The organism is Bacillus sp. ISL-77 (genome assembly GCF_018613105.1).
The window spans coordinates 12,201-29,667 of the sequence record NZ_JAGGQY010000104.1 but is presented as its reverse complement, the minus strand read 5'-3'; the positions used below and the strand labels follow the sequence as shown (position 1 = coordinate 29,667).

At 40.3% G+C, this 17,467-nt stretch carries 17 protein-coding genes, 1 riboswitch and 1 other annotated feature (1 of these 19 running past the window's edge); of the genes, 10 read left to right on the top strand and 7 right to left on the bottom strand.

What is annotated here, in order from left to right; translation table 11 throughout:
- The first annotated feature begins 269 nt into the window (after positions 1-269).
- Positions 270-749 carry an RNA deprotection pyrophosphohydrolase gene (ytkD, locus tag J7E77_RS30115; RefSeq protein WP_214719284.1) on the top strand — a complete coding sequence of 160 codons (480 nt, stop codon included), beginning with the start codon at positions 270-272 and terminating at the stop codon, positions 747-749.
- Between the two features lie 24 nt (positions 750-773).
- Here the strand turns inward: ytkD and J7E77_RS30110 are convergent, their stop codons facing one another.
- The 3 genes from J7E77_RS30110 to J7E77_RS30100 are packed head-to-tail and all read right to left on the bottom strand — an operon-like array spanning position 774 to position 3,323.
- A complete protein-coding gene (locus J7E77_RS30110; RefSeq protein WP_214719283.1) occupies positions 774-1,580 on the bottom strand; it encodes an ABC transporter permease in 807 nt (268 codons plus the stop codon).
- The gene (locus tag J7E77_RS30105; RefSeq protein WP_214719280.1) at positions 1,561-2,337 is read right to left on the bottom strand and encodes an ABC transporter ATP-binding protein; all 777 of its coding nucleotides are present in this window, start codon (positions 2,335-2,337) and stop codon (positions 1,561-1,563) included. Before J7E77_RS30105 ends, J7E77_RS30110 begins: the two co-directional genes overlap by 20 nt.
- 20 nt (positions 2,338-2,357) lie before the next feature.
- Positions 2,358-3,323 (bottom strand): ABC transporter substrate-binding protein, encoded by a 966-nt coding sequence (locus tag J7E77_RS30100; protein WP_374103020.1) that lies wholly within the window; start codon positions 3,321-3,323, stop codon positions 2,358-2,360.
- 174 nt (positions 3,324-3,497) lie between these two features.
- Here J7E77_RS30100 and J7E77_RS30095 point away from each other — a divergent pair, with 174 nt between their 5' ends.
- A complete protein-coding gene (locus J7E77_RS30095; protein ID WP_214719278.1) occupies positions 3,498-4,292 on the top strand; it encodes an alpha/beta hydrolase family protein in 795 nt (264 codons plus the stop codon).
- Between the two features lie 37 nt (positions 4,293-4,329).
- Positions 4,330-4,572, top strand: coding sequence for a DUF2584 domain-containing protein (locus J7E77_RS30090; RefSeq protein ID WP_168245394.1), 243 nt, complete (start codon positions 4,330-4,332; stop codon positions 4,570-4,572).
- A gap of 43 nt (positions 4,573-4,615) precedes the next feature.
- On the opposite strand, the gene pckA is transcribed toward J7E77_RS30090, so the two are convergent.
- The gene (gene pckA, locus J7E77_RS30085) at positions 4,616-6,202 is read right to left on the bottom strand and encodes a phosphoenolpyruvate carboxykinase (ATP) (RefSeq protein ID WP_214719277.1); all 1,587 of its coding nucleotides are present in this window, start codon (positions 6,200-6,202) and stop codon (positions 4,616-4,618) included.
- 247 nt (positions 6,203-6,449) lie between these two features.
- Positions 6,450-6,589, top strand: a riboswitch (SAM riboswitch).
- 200 nt (positions 6,590-6,789) lie between these two features.
- Here pckA and metK point away from each other — a divergent pair.
- Together metK and asnB are read left to right on the top strand one after the other, a co-directional pair.
- Positions 6,790-7,989 (top strand): methionine adenosyltransferase, encoded by a 1,200-nt coding sequence (gene metK / locus J7E77_RS30080; RefSeq protein WP_214719275.1) that lies wholly within the window; start codon positions 6,790-6,792, stop codon positions 7,987-7,989.
- A 315-nt stretch (positions 7,990-8,304) separates the two neighbouring features.
- Positions 8,305-10,209 carry an asparagine synthase (glutamine-hydrolyzing) gene (gene asnB / locus J7E77_RS30075; RefSeq protein ID WP_214719274.1) on the top strand — a complete coding sequence of 635 codons (1,905 nt, stop codon included), beginning with the start codon at positions 8,305-8,307 and terminating at the stop codon, positions 10,207-10,209.
- Between the two features lie 236 nt (positions 10,210-10,445).
- Here the strand turns inward: asnB and J7E77_RS30070 are convergent, their stop codons facing one another.
- A complete protein-coding gene (locus tag J7E77_RS30070; protein ID WP_214719273.1) occupies positions 10,446-10,958 on the bottom strand; it encodes a gamma carbonic anhydrase in 513 nt (170 codons plus the stop codon).
- Between the two features lie 147 nt (positions 10,959-11,105).
- Between J7E77_RS30070 and J7E77_RS30065 the strand changes: the two genes are divergently transcribed.
- Positions 11,106-11,909: an alpha/beta hydrolase gene (locus J7E77_RS30065; protein ID WP_214719272.1), complete on the top strand. Its 804-nt coding sequence runs from the start codon at positions 11,106-11,108 to the stop codon at positions 11,907-11,909.
- A 17-nt stretch (positions 11,910-11,926) separates the two neighbouring features.
- Complete coding sequence (locus J7E77_RS30060) at positions 11,927-13,009, top strand: tetraprenyl-beta-curcumene synthase family protein (RefSeq protein ID WP_214719270.1); 1,083 nt, start codon at positions 11,927-11,929, stop codon at positions 13,007-13,009.
- A 21-nt stretch (positions 13,010-13,030) separates the two neighbouring features.
- Here the strand turns inward: J7E77_RS30060 and mnmM are convergent, their stop codons facing one another.
- Entirely contained in the window at positions 13,031-13,603 is a 573-nt protein-coding gene (gene mnmM / locus J7E77_RS30055) for a tRNA 5-(aminomethyl)-2-thiouridylate-methyltransferase MnmM (RefSeq protein ID WP_214719268.1), read from the bottom strand.
- Between the two features lie 5 nt (positions 13,604-13,608).
- Positions 13,609-14,565 carry a tRNA modification radical SAM protein MnmL/YtqA gene (gene mnmL / locus J7E77_RS30050; RefSeq protein WP_214719265.1) on the bottom strand — a complete coding sequence of 319 codons (957 nt, stop codon included), beginning with the start codon at positions 14,563-14,565 and terminating at the stop codon, positions 13,609-13,611.
- Between the two features lie 216 nt (positions 14,566-14,781).
- On the opposite strand from mnmL, the gene J7E77_RS30045 reads away from it, so the two are divergent.
- From J7E77_RS30045 to J7E77_RS30035, 3 genes are all read left to right on the top strand, one after another.
- Complete coding sequence (locus J7E77_RS30045) at positions 14,782-15,051, top strand: YtzC family protein (RefSeq protein ID WP_088089319.1); 270 nt, start codon at positions 14,782-14,784, stop codon at positions 15,049-15,051.
- Complete coding sequence (locus tag J7E77_RS30040; RefSeq protein ID WP_088089318.1) at positions 15,048-15,227, top strand: glycogen biosynthesis protein GlgD; 180 nt, start codon at positions 15,048-15,050, stop codon at positions 15,225-15,227. The genes J7E77_RS30045 and J7E77_RS30040 overlap by 4 nt, the downstream gene beginning before the upstream one ends.
- Before the next feature lie 719 nt (positions 15,228-15,946).
- Positions 15,947-17,140, top strand: coding sequence for an MDR family MFS transporter (locus J7E77_RS30035; RefSeq protein WP_214719263.1), 1,194 nt, complete (start codon positions 15,947-15,949; stop codon positions 17,138-17,140).
- 156 nt (positions 17,141-17,296) lie between these two features.
- Positions 17,297-17,467, top strand: a binding site (T-box leader); it runs 51 nt beyond the window's last position.

The window sequence follows — 17,467 nt, the reverse complement described above, 5'->3', positions numbered from 1 at the left end:
TGTTGATTGGAGCGGAAGGCGCGAAGACTCCTGCGGGAGTACGAAGCAGGGGAGACCCCGCAGGTGCTTAAGCGCCGAGGAGGCTCCCCGCTACGCCCGCGGAAAGCGAAGCGCCTGGAGCGCAAATCAACAAACAAATTAACAAAGACATAAAAAAGACTGCCGGCAAACCCAAGTTTTTCGGATTTGTCGACAGTCTGAAATCCTAACTTTAGGATTTTTCTTTTTTTTATTATAATTAAGTATAAAATAGTTGAGGCGGAAATTAGATGATGCGATTTTTAGATGAAAATGGGAATCCAGTAGAATTGTCTTTTTTACCAAATGCTTTCGAAGAGGCAGCAAAGCATGTGTTAGTCATTTGCCAGTATGGGGAAGAGTGGCTATTGACGAACCATAAAAAAAGAGGACTTGAATTTCCCGGTGGAAAAATGGAATCAGGGGAAACTCTTGAAGAGGCAGCACAACGAGAAACCTATGAGGAGACAGGCGCAATCCTAGGTGAGCTAAAATTTATTGCTGAGTATAAATTTACCGACCCGATGAGGTCTTATGTGAAGGCTGTCTTTTGGGGAAAGGTCGCTAGGGTTGAAGAAACGACTAGTTACCACGAAACCAATGGTCCTGTTGTTGTTAAAGGTGATATATTGCAGCAGCGATTTGGGGATGATTACAGCTTTATCATGAAAGATCAAGTCGTCGAGCAATGTGTTAAACTCATTCGAAAGTTACAGAACGAAAAAAAATAGCAGAGAGCATAGGATAACAATCTGCTATTCCTTGATAATTTTTTTCTCTAATAATTCAACAAGCTGGTACATAATGGTAGCAAATACCGCGATAACCAAAAGTGATAAGAAAACAAGTGTAAAATTAAATACTTGGAAGCCATAAATGATCATGTATCCAAGTCCTCTAGAGGATACAAGGAATTCACCTACGATCACACCGACCCAAGACAGACCGACATTTACCTTAAGAGTAGAAATAATCGTTGGAAAACTCGCGGGGAGGATAGCTTCTTTGAAGCATTGCCAACGAGTTGCACCGAAAGTTTGGAGTACTTTAAGATAATTCGGATCCACCGCTTTAAATGAGGTATATACGACAATGGTGGTAATGATAATTGAGATAATCGCGCCCATGGCAATAATCGATGAATACCCAGGACCTAGCGCCACAATCAAAATGGGCCCTAATGCGACTTTCGGCATGGCATTTAAAATAACAAGATAAGGATCAAGCACCCTTGAAATCATCGGTGACCACCAGAGGATAGTAGCTAATATCGTACCCAGTAGTGTGCCTAGAATAAATCCTAGGACGGTTTCCGTTAAGGTTACGCCAATATTGCTAACTAAAGTTCCATCCTGAATTTTTTCCAGGAGTAAATTCCATATCTTTGAGGGAGAACTGAAAAGAAGCGGGTCAATCCATTGTTTTTGACTAAACAATTCCCAACTAGAGAAAAAGACGATAAAAATGATCGCCTGATAAAATCCGACCCATCTTTTTTCAACCTGCAGTGATTGAATATAGTTTTTATGGAGGAGTTCCAGCTTATTCTTTTTCTCGCTCAAGAGACTCCAACTCCCTCCATATGGTTTGAAAGATACTTGAATATGCCTCATGATTTCTTGCTTCAAATGGGGATATATTTCTTAGTTCCTCCGGCATCGTAAATGTTTTATAGATTCTCCCAGGACTTGGTGAAAGCAGAAAAACGCGATCGCTCATGGCAATAGCCTCACCAATATCGTGAGTAACGAGAATAGCTGTTTTTCCAAATTTATCTAATGTTTGTGATACTAAATCCTCCAATTTAAGCTTAGTTTGATAATCGAGAGCGGAAAAAGGCTCATCAAGCATAAGCAGTTTTGGTTCTGTGGCAAGCGTCCGGACGAGAGCCACCCGCTGCCTCATACCCCCTGATAACTGCCTAGGAAGCTGTTTTTCCACCCCGTTTAATCCGATTTGGCTTAACAGGTCAAGGGCAGCCAATCTTGTTTTTTGGTTCAACTGCTTTGATAACTTCAAACCGATCAGGATATTCTCTTCAATCGTTTTCCAAGGGAACAAATAATCTTGTTGGAGCATATAACCGATTTGGTTTTTTGCGGTAGTTACCGGCTTTTTTTCTAACAAGACAGTACCTTGCGTTGGTTTAAGCAAACTAGAAATAATGGAAAGCAGAGTCGTCTTACCACAACCGCTGGGGCCGAGGAGGGAGACAAACTCGCCCTCCTCCACTGTTAATGAAATATCGGAGAGGGCCGTGGTGGCAGAGGCTTTAGTAAAATAGGTGTGATGAATATTTTGAACGGTCAAAAAGCTCATAAGAACGGCCTCCCTTTCCTTTATTCTTTTATTATCTTGTCAGCGATCTCTGTATTTACAAGTGTTTGATGATCTACTTCTTTTGGCAGTACTCCTGCTTCGTTCATGATGTTTTGTAGATTGTTCCACTCCTCTTGGTCAAGGATAGGATCTGTTGCAAAAGATCCTTGGTTTTTATAACGCTCAACAACAGTGGTCATAATTTCTAAATCTGTATCTGGAAAAAACGGTTCCACCGCTTTTGCAATTTCCTCAGCATTGTGCGACTCTACCCATTGTTGAGCTTTGTAAATTGCTCGTGTGAACTTTTCAATCGTTCCCTTATTTTCTTTCATATAGCTTTCCTTGGACATAAACGTAGTATATGGTACGTGGCCAGACTCTTTACCGAAGGAAGCAACGATATGACCTTTTCCTTCTTTTTCAAAAATACTTGCCGTTGGCTCAAATAATTGCACAAATTCGCCCGTTCCAGAAGCAAAGGCGTTGGCAATATTGGCGAAATCAATGTTCTGGATTAAGTTCAAATCCTTTTGAGGATCAATTCCATGCTTTTTTAAAACAAATTCACCGACCATCTGTGGCATGCCGCCTTTACGTTGCCCTAAGAAGGTTTTTCCTTTTAAGAGGTCCCATGAAAAATTATCAATCTTTTCTCTAGCAACGAGGAAAGTACCATCGGTCTGGGTTAATTGTGCAAAATTGATGACGGGGTCGTTTGCTCCTTGGGCATAAACGTAAATCGATGTTTCTGAACCAACTAGGGCAACGTCGGCCCCCCCAGAAATCAGAGTGGTCATGGTTTTGTCGCCGCCGGGTGTTGTTGTTAGCGTGACGTCTAAACCTTCAGCTTTGAAAAATCCTTTGGCTAGGGCAACATACTGCGGGGCATAGAAAATGGACCGGGTAACTTCAGCGATTCGAACTTTCTCAAGTTTCTTTGTTTCATTTTTTGTGGAGCTATTACAAGCGACAAGTGAAAACATAAGTATAGTGATGAGCAGAAAGGAGAAACTGAACTTTAACGATTTTTTCATGAAGCGAGCCTCCTTATTTATCATAAAAAATCTGGGCTAATTGCCTAAGATATCGTATGAAGAGGAGAAAAATGTGTGAATGCCTAGAGAGAATAAATTTTATAAAAAAGGGAAGTTTTGCTGATGAGCCAATACAATGATGGAAAGATTGTTGATATCACGCGCTTTCCTTCTCCAAATCCCAATATTGAATTAAAAGTAATCACTTACCTTTCCAATGGATTACGAGTGAAAGGCATGCTTGCGCAACCGATTGGGGAAGGTGAGTATGATGGATTCCTTTATTTACGCGGCGGCATTAAAAATGTTGGTAAAGTTCGACCAGCAAGGATTGCCCAGTTCGCAGCTGAGGGTTTTGTTGTTTTTGCGCCTTATTATCGTGGAAATCAAGGTGGGGAAGGCAATGAGGATTTTGCCGGGGACGACAGGGAAGACGCCTTTTCCGCCTTTTTGCTGTTAAAATCTATGCCCAGAGTACGTGAAATACATATATTTGGGTTCTCGCGGGGTGGTGTAATGGCGCTTTTGACAGGAATTGAATTCCCTGAGACCGCGTCTGTTGTCAGCTGGGGCGGGGTCAGTGATATGTCCCTCACCTATTTGGAACGTAAAGATTTACGGAGAATGATGAAGAGGGTCATTGGCGGAACCCCTCAGAAATTTCCGGAACGGTATCAAGACAGGACCCCTCTTTATCAAATAGAAAAGATCAAAGCCCCTGTCCTGATTATCCATGGTGCTAAAGACGGAAATGTTTCGGTGGAGCACGCGTATCGTCTTGAAAGAAGGCTGAGGTTAGTAGAAAAACCAGTCGAAGCATGGTATTTTAACGAATTTACACATTACTTCCCACCAGCATTAAATAGAAAAGTCGTGAATGATTTAACGAAGTGGATGAAAAGTCACCGTAAAAGATGATAATATATAGGTATTACAAGTAGAGGAGCGGATGTTTGTGGGTATGCCTCTTGAGTTAAATACGATGATTGTAACTAAAGGTAGAGAAAAACGAGTGGAGGAAAACGTCTTTTTGCTAGAAAAAGAAGGGTACAGACTTTATCCAATTGAGATTCCGATTGATGTAAGAAAAACAATCGATAGTGATTCAAGTGGTACCGCATTGATAAAAAAAGTCGAGTTGCAAAATAACAGCACGACCATAACCTATCAATTAATATCATTAAATTCGACTAACTAATGAGATTAGAAAGCCCATATCGAATCGATATGGGCTTTCGATATTATGCTATTGGTCCGCCTTTTTCTTCAATATCACGTGAAACATTAGTGAACTTTTTAAAGTTTTCGCGGAACTTTGCGGCTAATTCCTTTGCTTTCTTTTCATATGCCTGCGAATCCGACCAAGTTTTAATCGGCTGTAGGACTTCGTCTGGTACACCTGCAATATGGAGCGGGATATTTAATCCAAAGATCGCGTCCTTGACAGTCTCCACATGGTTTAATTCTCCCTCAAGAGCGGCTTCAACCATAGCGCGCGTGTAGGAAAGTTTCATTCGATTACCGACCCCATATTCGCCGCCGGTCCAGCCAGTATTGACAAGAAAAACATTGGCATTGTGCTCAAGTATTTTTTCACCGAGCATTTCTGCGTAACGAGTCGCAGGCAGCGGCAGGAATGGAGCACCAAAGCAAGTGGAGAAGGTAGCTTGTGGTGACGTTATTCCACGCTCTGTTCCGGCTAGTTTTGAGGTGTAGCCACTTAAAAAGTGATACATTGCTTGTTCCTTTGTTAATTTTGAAATTGGAGGCAAGACACCGAATGCATCAGCGGTTAAAAAGACAATCGTATTTGGATGGCCAGCGATACTTGGTTGAACAATATTATCAATTGCGTCAATCGGATAAGCGGCACGTGTATTTTCGGTCAACGTTCCATCATCATAATCAGAGATTCTTGATTCCTGATTCAATGTTACATTTTCTAGGACAGTTCCAAAGCGGATGGCATCAAAGATTTGCGGCTCCTTTTCACGAGAAAGATTGATACATTTTGCGTAGCAGCCCCCCTCGATATTAAAGACACCATTGGAGGACCAACCGTGCTCATCATCACCAATTAATCGACGATTGGAATCCGCTGATAAGGTTGTTTTGCCAGTTCCAGACAAGCCAAAGAATAAAGCTACATCGCCTTCAATCCCAACATTGGCAGAACAGTGCATCGAAAAAATATTGTTTTCAGGCAGTAAATAATTCATTACAGAAAAAATCGACTTTTTCATTTCCCCTGCGTATTCTGTACCACCTATTAAAACAATTCTTTTTTCAAAAGAAATCATAATAAAAGCTTCCGAGTTGGTACCATCGATAGCCGGATCTGCCTTGAAATTAGGTGCAGAAATAACGGTAAATCCAGCATCATGGGCAAGTAGTTCATCATCCGACGGGCGAATAAATAACTGGTGTACAAATAAATTTTGCCAAGCTAATTCATTTACCACTTGGATGGATAAACGTGATTTTTTATCAGCACCCGCAAATCCTTTAAAAACAAAAATCTCATTTTTCTGTTGTAAATAATTAATGACCTTTTGATAAAGCTTTGTAAAAACCGGCTCTGAAATTGGTTGATTGGTAGTTCCCCATTCAATTTTGTCTTTAGTTGAATCTTCTAAAACAATGAATTTATCCTGTGGAGACCGGCCAGTATACTTTCCAGTAGCGACACTAATTGCTCCCGTAGAAGTTAATGCTCCTTCATGACGGGTTAAGACTTTCTCAACTAATTGAGGAACAGATAATTGCACATGAACATGACTTTCATTTAACAATTGATTTAATTCATTAGGAGTATCAACAGAATTCATTTAATGAGACCTTCCTTTATTTCGTTTTTAGGTTGTTAATAATATAAAAAGTATAACACATTAGCTGAATTGATGTATCCTATTTAACTGGATTTATATATTATAAAACTTTAATTGAAGATATAAAAAAAATTTATAAAAGATACTAACATATTTCGTATATTTCCCATTTTGTTGAAAAACATTTCTTAAAAAATTCATTGACATTGTTGGGCAGTGTGATATTATTCTAATTTGAACGGATACTCTCTTATCCTGAGCTGGTGGAGGGACAGGCCCAATGAAACCCAGCAACCTGCAGTATGAAAAGATTGACCACTTAAAAGGTCCTTTTCAGGATGCGAAGGTGCTAATCTGACGCAAGGCTTTGACCTTGAACGATAAGAGCGAAAGGCCCGGAACAACCTTTCCTCTCTGGTAAGGTTTTTTGTTTTGTATAAGTCCTTTATGAAAAGAGTCTCTAATAAAAATCCTTTGTTTATTACATACTAAGGGAATGAGTACCGTATCAAATTCTCGATGTTTAAGGAAGTATTCCTGTAACCTTCCTAAAACCTCGATTATCTCATATTATAGGAGGAATTCAGATGTCAACAAAACGTCGTTTGTTCACTTCTGAATCAGTTACTGAGGGTCATCCTGATAAGATCTGTGACCAAATTTCTGATTCCATTTTAGATGCTATTTTAGCAAGGGATGCTAATGCCCGGGTTGCGGCTGAAACTTCAGTAACAACAGGACTAGTGCTAGTAGCAGGAGAAATCACCACATCTACCTACGTGGATATTCCAAAAATTGTTCGTGAAACGATTAAAAACATCGGCTACAATCGCGCGAAATTCGGTTTTGACTCAGAAACCTGTGCTGTTTTAACATCTATTGATGAACAGTCTCCAGATATCGCGATGGGTGTTGACCAAGCTTTGGAAGCGCGTGAAGGTCAAATGTCTGATGAACAAATCGAAGCAATAGGTGCAGGGGACCAAGGTTTAATGTTTGGTTTTGCTTGTAATGAAACAAAAGAGCTTATGCCTCTTCCCATTTCACTAGCGCACAAACTTGCTCGCCGTTTAACAGAAGTACGTAAAGATAAGGTTCTTGATTACTTACGTCCAGACGGAAAAACACAAGTAACGGTTGAATATGATGAGAACGATAAACCAGTACGCATTGATACGATTGTTATTTCCACTCAACACAATCCTGAAGTTGAGTTAGAGCAAATTCAACGTAACTTGAAGGAATATGTTATTAATCCGGTAGTTCCAAAAGAATTAATCGATGAAAAGACAAAATACTTTATTAATCCAACCGGCCGTTTCGTTATTGGCGGACCACAAGGGGATGCTGGCTTAACAGGTCGTAAAATCATCGTTGATACGTATGGTGGATATGCTCGCCATGGCGGTGGTGCCTTCTCTGGTAAGGATCCTACAAAAGTGGACCGTTCAGCTGCCTACGCAGCACGTTATGTTGCCAAAAATATCGTTGCTGCTGGCCTTGCTGATAAGGTAGAAGTTCAACTTGCCTATGCAATTGGAGTTGCTAGACCCGTTTCGATTGCAGTTGATACGTTTGGTACAGGTAAATTGAGCGAAGACGTGTTAGTTGACCTAGTAAGTGAAAACTTCGACCTTCGCCCTGCAGGTATCATTAATATGTTGGATCTTCGTCGCCCAATTTATCAACAAACAGCAGCTTATGGTCACTTTGGCCGTACAGATGTGGATCTTCCTTGGGAGCGCACAGATAAAGTAGAAACATTACGCCAACAAGCAAATCTATAAATAGAAAAGCAGAAGCGCCTTGGCGCTGGAGCTAGACAATACAAAGGGAGTTACATACTACATGTAACTCCTGTTTTTATTCGTACGTCTATTTACCTGTACAGTAACAAATAATTGAAAAAATGAAGTGTTTAAGCAGGTCTAAAGAAGTGAAAAATGATGATATTAAATTTGCCTATTGTTCACAGTGCAAATTTTATAAAAAAAGTGGTAGTATTAGAGAGTATGTTTTTCTGTCTAGCTCCAGCGCAAGGCGTTTGCGCTTTGGAGCAATACGTCCTTTTAAAGGATATTTAGAATGAGGTGAAGTACATAATGTGTGGTTTTATCGGTTGTGTACACGACAAAACACAAAACTATAGTGATGAGCAAAAACAACAATTTAAAAATATGAACGATATTATAACTCATCGCGGGCCGGATGATGATGGTTTTTATTATGATGATCATATCCAATTTGGGTTCCGCCGTTTAAGTATCATTGATATTGAGAGTGGTCATCAACCGCTTACGTATGAAAATGAACGCTACTGGATTATCTTTAATGGTGAAGTTTATAACTATGTAGAACTGCGCGAGGAACTATTGAGCGAAGGATTAACCTTTTCAACTAGCTCCGATACCGAAGTTATTATTGCACTCTACAGCCATTTGAAGGAAAAAGCCGTCGAAAAACTACGTGGAATGTTCTCCTTTGTCATCTGGGATAAACAAGAACAAACTCTTTATGGGGCGCGTGATCCGTTCGGGATTAAACCGTTTTTTTATTTTGAAGATGGTGAAAGAACATTTTTTGCCTCTGAGAAAAAGAGTATTCTATTGGGGCTCGAAAATGATGTTCTTAACTATGATTCCTTGCAGCATTATTTGACCTACCAATTTGTTCCTGAACCAACCACCATGTCTGATGGTATTAAGAAATTAGAGCCAGGTCATTTTTTTACCAAAAAGATTGGCTCACCAATGGAAATCAAAAGATATTGGAAAGCACACTTTAAACCAGTTCACAAATCAGAACCTGATTTTATCAAGGAAATTAAAGATGTCCTGTTCGATTCTGTAAAAATGCACATGCGCAGTGATGTTCCAGTAGGCTCATTCCTTTCTGGCGGGATTGATTCTTCGATTATTGCATCGATTGCAAAAGAATATCACCCTGCGATTAAAACCTTTTCGGTAGGTTTTGAGCATAATGGATTCAGTGAAATTGATGTCGCAAAAGAGACAGCTGAAAAGCTTGGTGTCGAAAATATCAGCTATGTGATTTCACCGCAGGAATATATGAATGAAATTCCAAAAATCATGTGGCATATGGATGATCCGCTGGCAGACCCTGCTTGTGTCCCGCTTTATTTTGTTGCCCGTGAAGCGAGAAAACACGTAACCGTTGTTCTTTCAGGTGAAGGTGCGGATGAATTATTTGGCGGCTACAATATTTATCACGAGCCGCAATCATTAGAGGTGTTTAATAAAATTCCGAAAGCAGGAAAAGTGCTTTTAAAAGGGATCGCGGGTATGATGCCTGAGGGAATGAGAGGAAAAAGCTTTATCGAACGCGGTGTTACTCCAATGGAAGAACGTTACATTGGTAATGCGAAAATGTTTACCGAAGAAGAAAAGCGCGAACTACTAAATGTCTATCGTGAGGGATTAGATTACACTGATATAACGAAGCCGCTTTACGCTGAATCGCGTGGTTATGATCCTGTGGACCGGATGCAGTATATTGATATCCATACATGGATGCGCGGCGATATTTTGCTGAAGGCCGATAAAATGACGATGGCTCATTCCTTAGAACTTCGTGTGCCATTCCTTGATAAAGCGGTCTTCGAAGTGGCATCAAAAATTCCGACCAGCCTGAAAACAGTGCATGGAACGACGAAGTATATCTTACGTAAAGCAGCCGAAGGTGTTGTACCTGCCCATGTACTTGATCGGAAGAAACTGGGGTTCCCTGTACCAATCCGTCATTGGTTAAAGGATGAAATGAACGAATGGGCGAAGAAGATCATCCGCGAAAGCAACACGGATCATTTGATCAATAAATCATATGTGCTTCAATTGCTTGAAGACCATTGCCAAGGTAAAGCCGATAACAGCAGGAAGATTTGGACTGTGCTGATGTTCATGGTATGGCATCAAGTATATGTTGAAGATGTCTATTCCTTTCAACGTGATTACGCACTAGAAAAGGCCCTGCAAACATCGAAAAATTAATCGTAAAAGCACCCAAATTTCTTGGGTGCTTTTGCTTTTTCTCTATTACAATTGCCAAGTTGATTTCCGCTCCAGGTGCTTCGCTTTCCGCGGGCGGTTCGGGGAGCCTCCTCGGCGCTAAGCGCCTGCGGGGTCTCCCCTGCCCCGTCCTCCCGCAGGAGTCTTCGCACCTTCCGCTCCAACCAACTTGGCAATAAAATCAACAATGACCTTTAACACAGCCTATTTTTTAAGAATTATGATTGGATCGACTTATAATATTGTCCCTTTTCTGCATATTCTGTAGAGATTCTTACCATATCTTTTATGTCTTCTGGTGTTAATTCTCTAATAACTTTTGCCGGTCTGCCAAATGCTAAGGTATTAGGGGGGATTTTTTTCCCTTGCGGAACCAGACTGCCGGCTCCAATAAAAGCACCCTCGCCGATTTCAGCATTATCAAGAATGATGGAACCCATTCCTATTAACGCTTTTTTTCGAATGATACAACTGTGTAGAATAACCTGATGACCAATCGTTACTTCATCTTCTAAAATTAGCGGGTTATTGGGGCTTTGGTGTAAGATAGAATTATCTTGTATATTTACTTTCTTACCAATAATGGTTGGGGCTACGTCCCCTCTGATAACGGTGTTAAACCAAACACTTGATTCATCGCCAATCTCAACATCACCGGTAATCGTCACATAGTCGGCAATATAAGCAGTATCAGCTATGCGGGGATACTTCCCTTTAAATGGATAAATCATTATTCTCGCTCCTTTTGCATGATGATTCTATTTTATCGGAAGTATGAAGTGATTCACAAAAAATTTTTCTTTTTTATTAAAAAAGGACTAAAGATAGTTTGAAATTTTTCCAACAATAGGTAATAACTAATTCCAGGGGGGAAAACTATGTGGAAGTGGGAAGCAGAAGGAGAAGCGAAGGCTGTAATCGTGATCGTCCATGGCGCTATGGAACATCATCGCCGTTATGGCTGGCTGATTGAAATGTGGCGTTCGGCTGGATTCCATATCATTATGGCAGATCTTCCGGGGCAAGGGATGACAACAAGAGCAAACCGCGGCCATATTAATTCCTTTGATGAATATATTTTCGAGGTGAAAGATTGGATACAGGCTGCTTATCGTTATGATTTACCAGTCTTTTTACTTGGTCACAGTATGGGCGGCTTGATCTCAATCCGTCTCTTACAGGAAGAAAGATTGAATGTTGCTGGAGTCATTCTTTCTTCCCCATGTTTAGGGTTAGTTCATACTCCTTCCAAATTTTTAGATATTCTATCGCATGGTCTGAATGTGGTTTTCCCTTCACTTCGGATGAATTCCGGATTGACGGTTCAAATGGCGACAAGAAACGAAGAAGTAAGGGAAGCCGATTCAAATGATACTCTCTATATTACCAAGGTATCGATCAGATGGTATCGGGAACTGGTAGGGGCGATAAAAGAGGCATTTCAAGACCTTGAAAAAATACAGGATATTCCCATGCTTGTCATGCAAGGTGGAGATGACAAAATTGTAAATAAAGGCACCGTAAAAGAATGGTTCAATCATGTTCCATTATCTGAAAAAAGATTTAAGGAATGGCCGAAATGTTACCATGAAATCTTTAATGAACCAGAGCGGGAAGAGGTATTTGAGTATGCAAAGGATTTTGTTTTAAGTCAATTAAAAGCAATAGGTTATATTGTTTAGAAAGGTTGTCGGTTTCAATGATGCCAATCACCCTTATGTCTAGGGTATATCGCAAAATACTTCCAGCAGTGCACAAAGAATTGGCTTATTGGAAAAGCCGTGCTGAAAACATTCCGAATGCAGAGCTAAGAACCCAAGCTCTCGCAAGCATTGAGCATAAAACATTCCATTGTGAAGGTGGAGCCATCCTCGCACTAACTGCTAAAGAGGACTATAAAAAAGCCATAAAATTTATCGTTGCCTATCAAACCATCAGTGATTATCTAGATAATCTTTGTGACAGAAGTACTTCCCTTGATCCTGAGGATTTTGCAGCACTCCATGAATCGATGTCAGATGCATTTGTTCTACAGGCTGGCAAGAAAAACTATTACCGGCTCCGCACGGATCAGGATGATGATAATTATTTGTATGATTTATCGGAAACCTGTCGTTCTGTCCTTAGGGAAGTAAATAATTATGATGGAATCAAAGATTACTTGCTTGAGCTTTGCCAATACTATTGTGATTTACAAATTCACAAGCATGTAACTCAAGAGGAGAGAGTCCCTCGTCTTGAAAAATGGTTTCAAAACAACCAATACCAGCTGCCTGAAATGGAATGGTATGAATTCTCGGCATGTTCCGGTTCTACCTTAGGCATTTTTTGCCTCATATCCTATGCGCTTCGTGATGATTTTCAGCTTCGTGATGCAGAAAATATCAGGAAGGGGTACTTTCCATATATTCAGGGCTTACATATTCTATTGGATTATTTTATTGATCAAGAGGAGGACATCGCGGGAGGGGACTTGAATTTTTGTTCCTATTATCAAAGTGAGGAAAAACTTTTTCAGCGATTGAAGCATTTTGTGGTTGAAGCTGACCGGCACACGGAATACCTTCCGCACAAGAACTTCCATCGCCTGATTAATCGCGGTCTGTTAGGAATTTATTTATCAGATGCCAAGGTCCGCAAACAGAAAAACGTCCGTAAACTGGCAAAAGGCATTATTAAATCGGGCGGCTGGATTAGTTATTTCTTTTATTTCAATGGTCTTGCCTACCGTTCTGTGCAAAAATCAGTCCCGGCATTTGTCACAAGGTTAATCACAAAATAAACCAGGCGCGAGCCTGGTTTGCTATATTTTTTCAATCGCTATAATAAATGCTGGATGATTTTGTTGATTAATAAATTGGTATTGGAGCACATGTGCCTTTTTCTGGTCCATTTGCTGGCAAAAGGCAAGCAGAGAATCCCGCTCCTCGGCACCGCCTTTGTGACCATGATAAATAACAAGCACGATGATTCCTTCTGGTGCCATGATCTCCAATAGTTGTTGAATGGCAGCAATCGTTGTTTCAGGACGGGTTACAATTGCTTTATCACTGCCTGGAAGATAACCTAAGTTAAAAATCGCACCTGAAATCTTACCATAATGGATGTCGGGAATCAATTGGGATAGGTTTTCATGACCTGATTGAAAAATCGTGACTCGCTCTAACATGCATTTCTGTTTCAGACGTGCCTTGCTAGCAACAATGGCTTCATTCTGAATATCAAATCCAAATACTTGCCCTGATTCACCAACAAGCTCTGCTAAGAAAACAGTATCATAGCCATTTCCTACTGTCGCATCAATAACGACATCCCCAGGTTTAACCGCTTTAATGAGTAGACTTTTCGCAAACGGAAGAATCTTATCTATGTTCATTGTTACTACACTAAGTTCCCCTGATAAAATTTACCCTGCCAACTGTTCCTTTCTTTCAGTTTAGCATCAATCGCATTTAAGACTTCCCACTTGTTTACACTCCACATGGGTCCAACCATTAAATCAATTGGTCCGTCTCCTGTGATTCGGTGAACAATCATTTCTGGTGGTAAAATTTCTAATTGGTCACATACTAAGTTTACATAGTCTTCTTGGGATAGAAACTCAAGCATTCCTTTTTCATATTGCTTGACCATGGGCGTTCCTTTTAACAAATGAAGCAAATGAATCTTTATTCCTTGCACGTCTAACTTGGCAACTTCATGCGCTGTTTCCATCATCATGTCATATGATTCAAGCGGCAGGCCATTAATGATGTGAGAGCAGATGCGAATGCCATGTTTCCTTAGCTTAGTAACGCCGTCTTTATAGCACTGAAAGTCATGGGCACGATTAATAAGTGAGGCAGTCCGCTCATGAACCGTTTGAAGCCCTAATTCAACCCATAAATAGGTGCGTTGGTTTAATTCTGCTAAATACTCGACCACATCATCGGGCAGACAATCAGGACGAGTGGCGATTGATAAACCCACTACGCCTTCCTGATTTAGAACTGATTCGTATTTTTCGCGGAGAACATCTACAGGTGCATGGGTATTTGTAAATGCCTGAAAGTAGGCCATATATTTGCCATCTTTCCATTTCGTGTGCATTTTTTCTTTTATTTCGTTAAATTGTGTTTCCAAGGTCTCCACGCGATTTCCAGCAAAATCACCTGATCCGGACGCACTACAAAATGTGCAGCCCCCGTGTGCCACCGTGCCGTCACGGTTCGGGCAGTCAAATCCCCCGTCGAGTGCAACCTTAAACACCTTATGACCAAATTGCCCACGAAGGTGGTAATTCCATGTATGGTAACGTTTATCATCAGAAGCATATGGAAAAGGTCTAGTCTGAATCAATCAGAAAACCTCCTTTTTAAAAAGTAAAAGACATAACATCAATTTTATCATGATATGACAAGCTTATCCAAATGTAATTATTAACGGACATGGTTGGTAAAATTTATCCAACTGTTTATGTTATAGGAAAAGGAATGGAGAACACAATAAGAAATGAAGCATTTTGCTTCTAGAGATTCAACGGGGATTGAGTTATTACAGAAGGGGGTTCTAAAGATGGCTACTCGCGACTCAATGGACAACTTAATGCAGCAGGTTGAGGATGCAATTCGCTATGCCGAGGAACAGTACAAACAAAGCAGCCTTCAAGAGCACTATAATGATGATGATTACACAAAGGCACTGCAACAGCTTGAAGATACTTATCTGGACATTGCAAAAATGGCCCAAAGTGCTAATTCGCAGCAAAGGGACCAACTCCATAGAATGAGACTCCAGCTTCAGCAGCTTCAGAACACAATGATTCTAGAGGGGGAAAACCTTTGAAAAAGCGTTCCAAGCAACAAAACCCTGAACAGAAAACACGGAATGGAATTAATAATCAAGATCTGGAACTCGGACAAGATTTCGATCTTGTAAAACAAGCAAAGAAAAACTATGAAAAAACAGGCGGGCAGCCGGTGAAATCCAAATTTCACCAAGAAAAGGACCAGTCCTCCTAAAAATAAAGAAGGAACCCTCATTTTTTTCATTGAGGGCTCCTTTTTTTTCGCGAATAATATACTGGAAAATCACTAAAAAGTGTTAAAAATCACTTGAAATACTAATTTTTCAACAAAAGCACCTTGAAAATAGAAGGAAAACCTCGTTCATAATTTGGTAACAAGTGTTGTTTTATTTGTGATGTGCGTCACAGTTTGACCATTCATATCATGGTTTAAATAAGGTATGGATTAGGCATATGAAATCGAATACATAATTGACCATGAAAAAGAGACCATTTCCTGGACAACAAGCGAAGAAATTGGACCTAAAGAGCGATATAAATTTGTTATTGAGTTTTATTCAGATAGCTTAAATGTAAAAAAAGATAGGAAATCTCTCCAGTACAAATTTAAAAGTTTTGCTGACATCGACTTGGTCAATGTGACCAGTTTTTTTTTGAGACAGTGTTTTTGTTGTGTATATGGTACTAGGATTGTTGCGGGAGAATTATAGGGTTTGGCGGAATAAACGGGGATTTGGCGGAATAACTGGAAAAGTTGGCGGAATCACCTCTAGAATCCACAGAATTATTTAAAAGTTTCACGAATTTCCTATTTTAATACGACAGATCATAGCCCGCCTATACTGGAAAAGAAAAAGAATTGCACCCCACTTGAAAAAGGAATAGAATAAATCTTTGGAAATTGAAAAGTGAAATGTGAAGGGGCGTTTTTTTATGCCACGTGCCTTATGGCTCTTAATAATTGGAATGATCGTTAATGTAACAGGCTCTTCATTTTTATGGCCTTTAAATACAATCTATATACACGACCATTTAGGGAAGTCCTTATCAGTAGCTGGAATTGTTTTAATGTTAAATTCCGCCGCTAGTGTGATCGGAAACCTTTATGGCGGCAGCCTATTCGATAAAATTGGCGGCTACAAATCTATTATTTTAGGAATAAGTATTACGCTTGCAGCCCTTGTGGGCTTAACGTTCTGGCATGGCTGGCTAGCATATACTGTTTTCCAAATCATTATTGGATTTGGTACGGGAATTATTTTTCCATCAATGTATGCCATGGCAGGGTCTGTTTGGAAAGAAGGCGGGCGTAAAGCATTTAACGCCATTTATGTTGCCCAAAACCTTGGAGTAGCCTTGGGTGCATCTCTTGGAGGGATTGTTGCAGCTCATTCCTTTCAACTAATCTTCCTTGCAAATACAGTCATGTACGTCCTCTTTTTACTCATAGCGGTATTTGGCTATAAGGGAATCTTAGTGGATTCAGGAAAACAAGGAACGATCGATATAAATGTTCCAACCGTTACGAATAGAAAAAATCTGTATGCCTTATTGATACTGTGCACAGGTTATTTGCTGTGCTGGGTGGCTTATGTACAATGGCCAACGACGATTGCGTCGTATACACAGGAAATCCATATCTCTTTAACGCAATATAGCTTATTATGGTCGATAAACGGAGCCCTCATTGTCGTTGGCCAACCGCTTTTAAATTGTGTGTTGAAACATCTAACCGCCTCACTCAAACTACAAATGATTATTGGCATTGGTATTTTTATTGTTTCATTTTTAGTCGCAGGGAAGGCAACGGTATTCTCAGGATTTCTTGTCGGGATGATCATCCTAACAATCGGTGAAATGTTCATCTGGCCGGCTGTGCCTACAGTCGCCTTTGACTTAGCTCCAAAGGGCCGTGAAGGTTTCTACCAAGGAATCGTCAACAGTACAGCAACAGGTGGAAGAATGGTAGGGCCCTTAATGGGAGGAATGATCGTTGACATGTATAACATGTCAGCACTATTCATAGTTTTAATTTTGTTATTCCTAATCGCAATTGTAACAACATTACTATATGATCGAAGTCTAAAAACGAAAATGGTGTCAGGCACCATCCATGGACAAATATAGGATTTGTCCGTGTGGAGAGGACAGTGGGGGTTCATATGCTCTCACTTTTTTTGTTTAAAAGGTGGATATTTTGTCTATCATGAATCTAGGCGATTGTTTGGGTTGCATACTTACTGAAAATTTAATACAATAACCGTAATACTTTATATTAATATTGAAAAGACAGTGATCAGGAGTAGTAATGGTTCATACCCGCAAATAGAGAGTTGACGGCTGGTGGAAGTCAACCGGGTACATCATGAACTCGCCTTTGAGTTGCAAGCGTGAAGGAATAGTAAGGCTTGCCGTTTTCCGCGTTAAGGATGAATGAAGCGAGTGCAGTCAGCA

Bases quoted from the DNA above. Each gene is read 5' to 3' on its own strand.
- J7E77_RS30035 (WP_214719263.1), top strand. From the start codon at position 15,947: ATGCCACGTGCCTTATGGCTCTTAATAATTGGAATGATCGTTAATGTA.
- J7E77_RS30100 (WP_374103020.1), bottom strand. From the start codon at position 3,323: ATGTTTTCACTTGTCGCTTGTAATAGCTCCACAAAAAATGAAACAAAG.
- J7E77_RS30095 (WP_214719278.1), top strand. From the start codon at position 3,498: ATGAGCCAATACAATGATGGAAAGATTGTTGATATCACGCGCTTTCCT.
- J7E77_RS30045 (WP_088089319.1), top strand. From the start codon at position 14,782: ATGGCTACTCGCGACTCAATGGACAACTTAATGCAGCAGGTTGAGGAT.
- J7E77_RS30060 (WP_214719270.1), top strand. From the start codon at position 11,927: ATGATGCCAATCACCCTTATGTCTAGGGTATATCGCAAAATACTTCCA.
- metK (WP_214719275.1), top strand. From the start codon at position 6,790: ATGTCAACAAAACGTCGTTTGTTCACTTCTGAATCAGTTACTGAGGGT.
- pckA (WP_214719277.1), bottom strand. From the start codon at position 6,202: ATGAATTCTGTTGATACTCCTAATGAATTAAATCAATTGTTAAATGAA.
- asnB (WP_214719274.1), top strand. From the start codon at position 8,305: ATGTGTGGTTTTATCGGTTGTGTACACGACAAAACACAAAACTATAGT.
- J7E77_RS30105 (WP_214719280.1), bottom strand. From the start codon at position 2,337: ATGAGCTTTTTGACCGTTCAAAATATTCATCACACCTATTTTACTAAA.
- J7E77_RS30070 (WP_214719273.1), bottom strand. From the start codon at position 10,958: ATGATTTATCCATTTAAAGGGAAGTATCCCCGCATAGCTGATACTGCT.
- mnmM (WP_214719268.1), bottom strand. From the start codon at position 13,603: ATGAACATAGATAAGATTCTTCCGTTTGCGAAAAGTCTACTCATTAAA.
- ytkD (WP_214719284.1), top strand. From the start codon at position 270: ATGATGCGATTTTTAGATGAAAATGGGAATCCAGTAGAATTGTCTTTT.
- J7E77_RS30065 (WP_214719272.1), top strand. From the start codon at position 11,106: ATGTGGAAGTGGGAAGCAGAAGGAGAAGCGAAGGCTGTAATCGTGATC.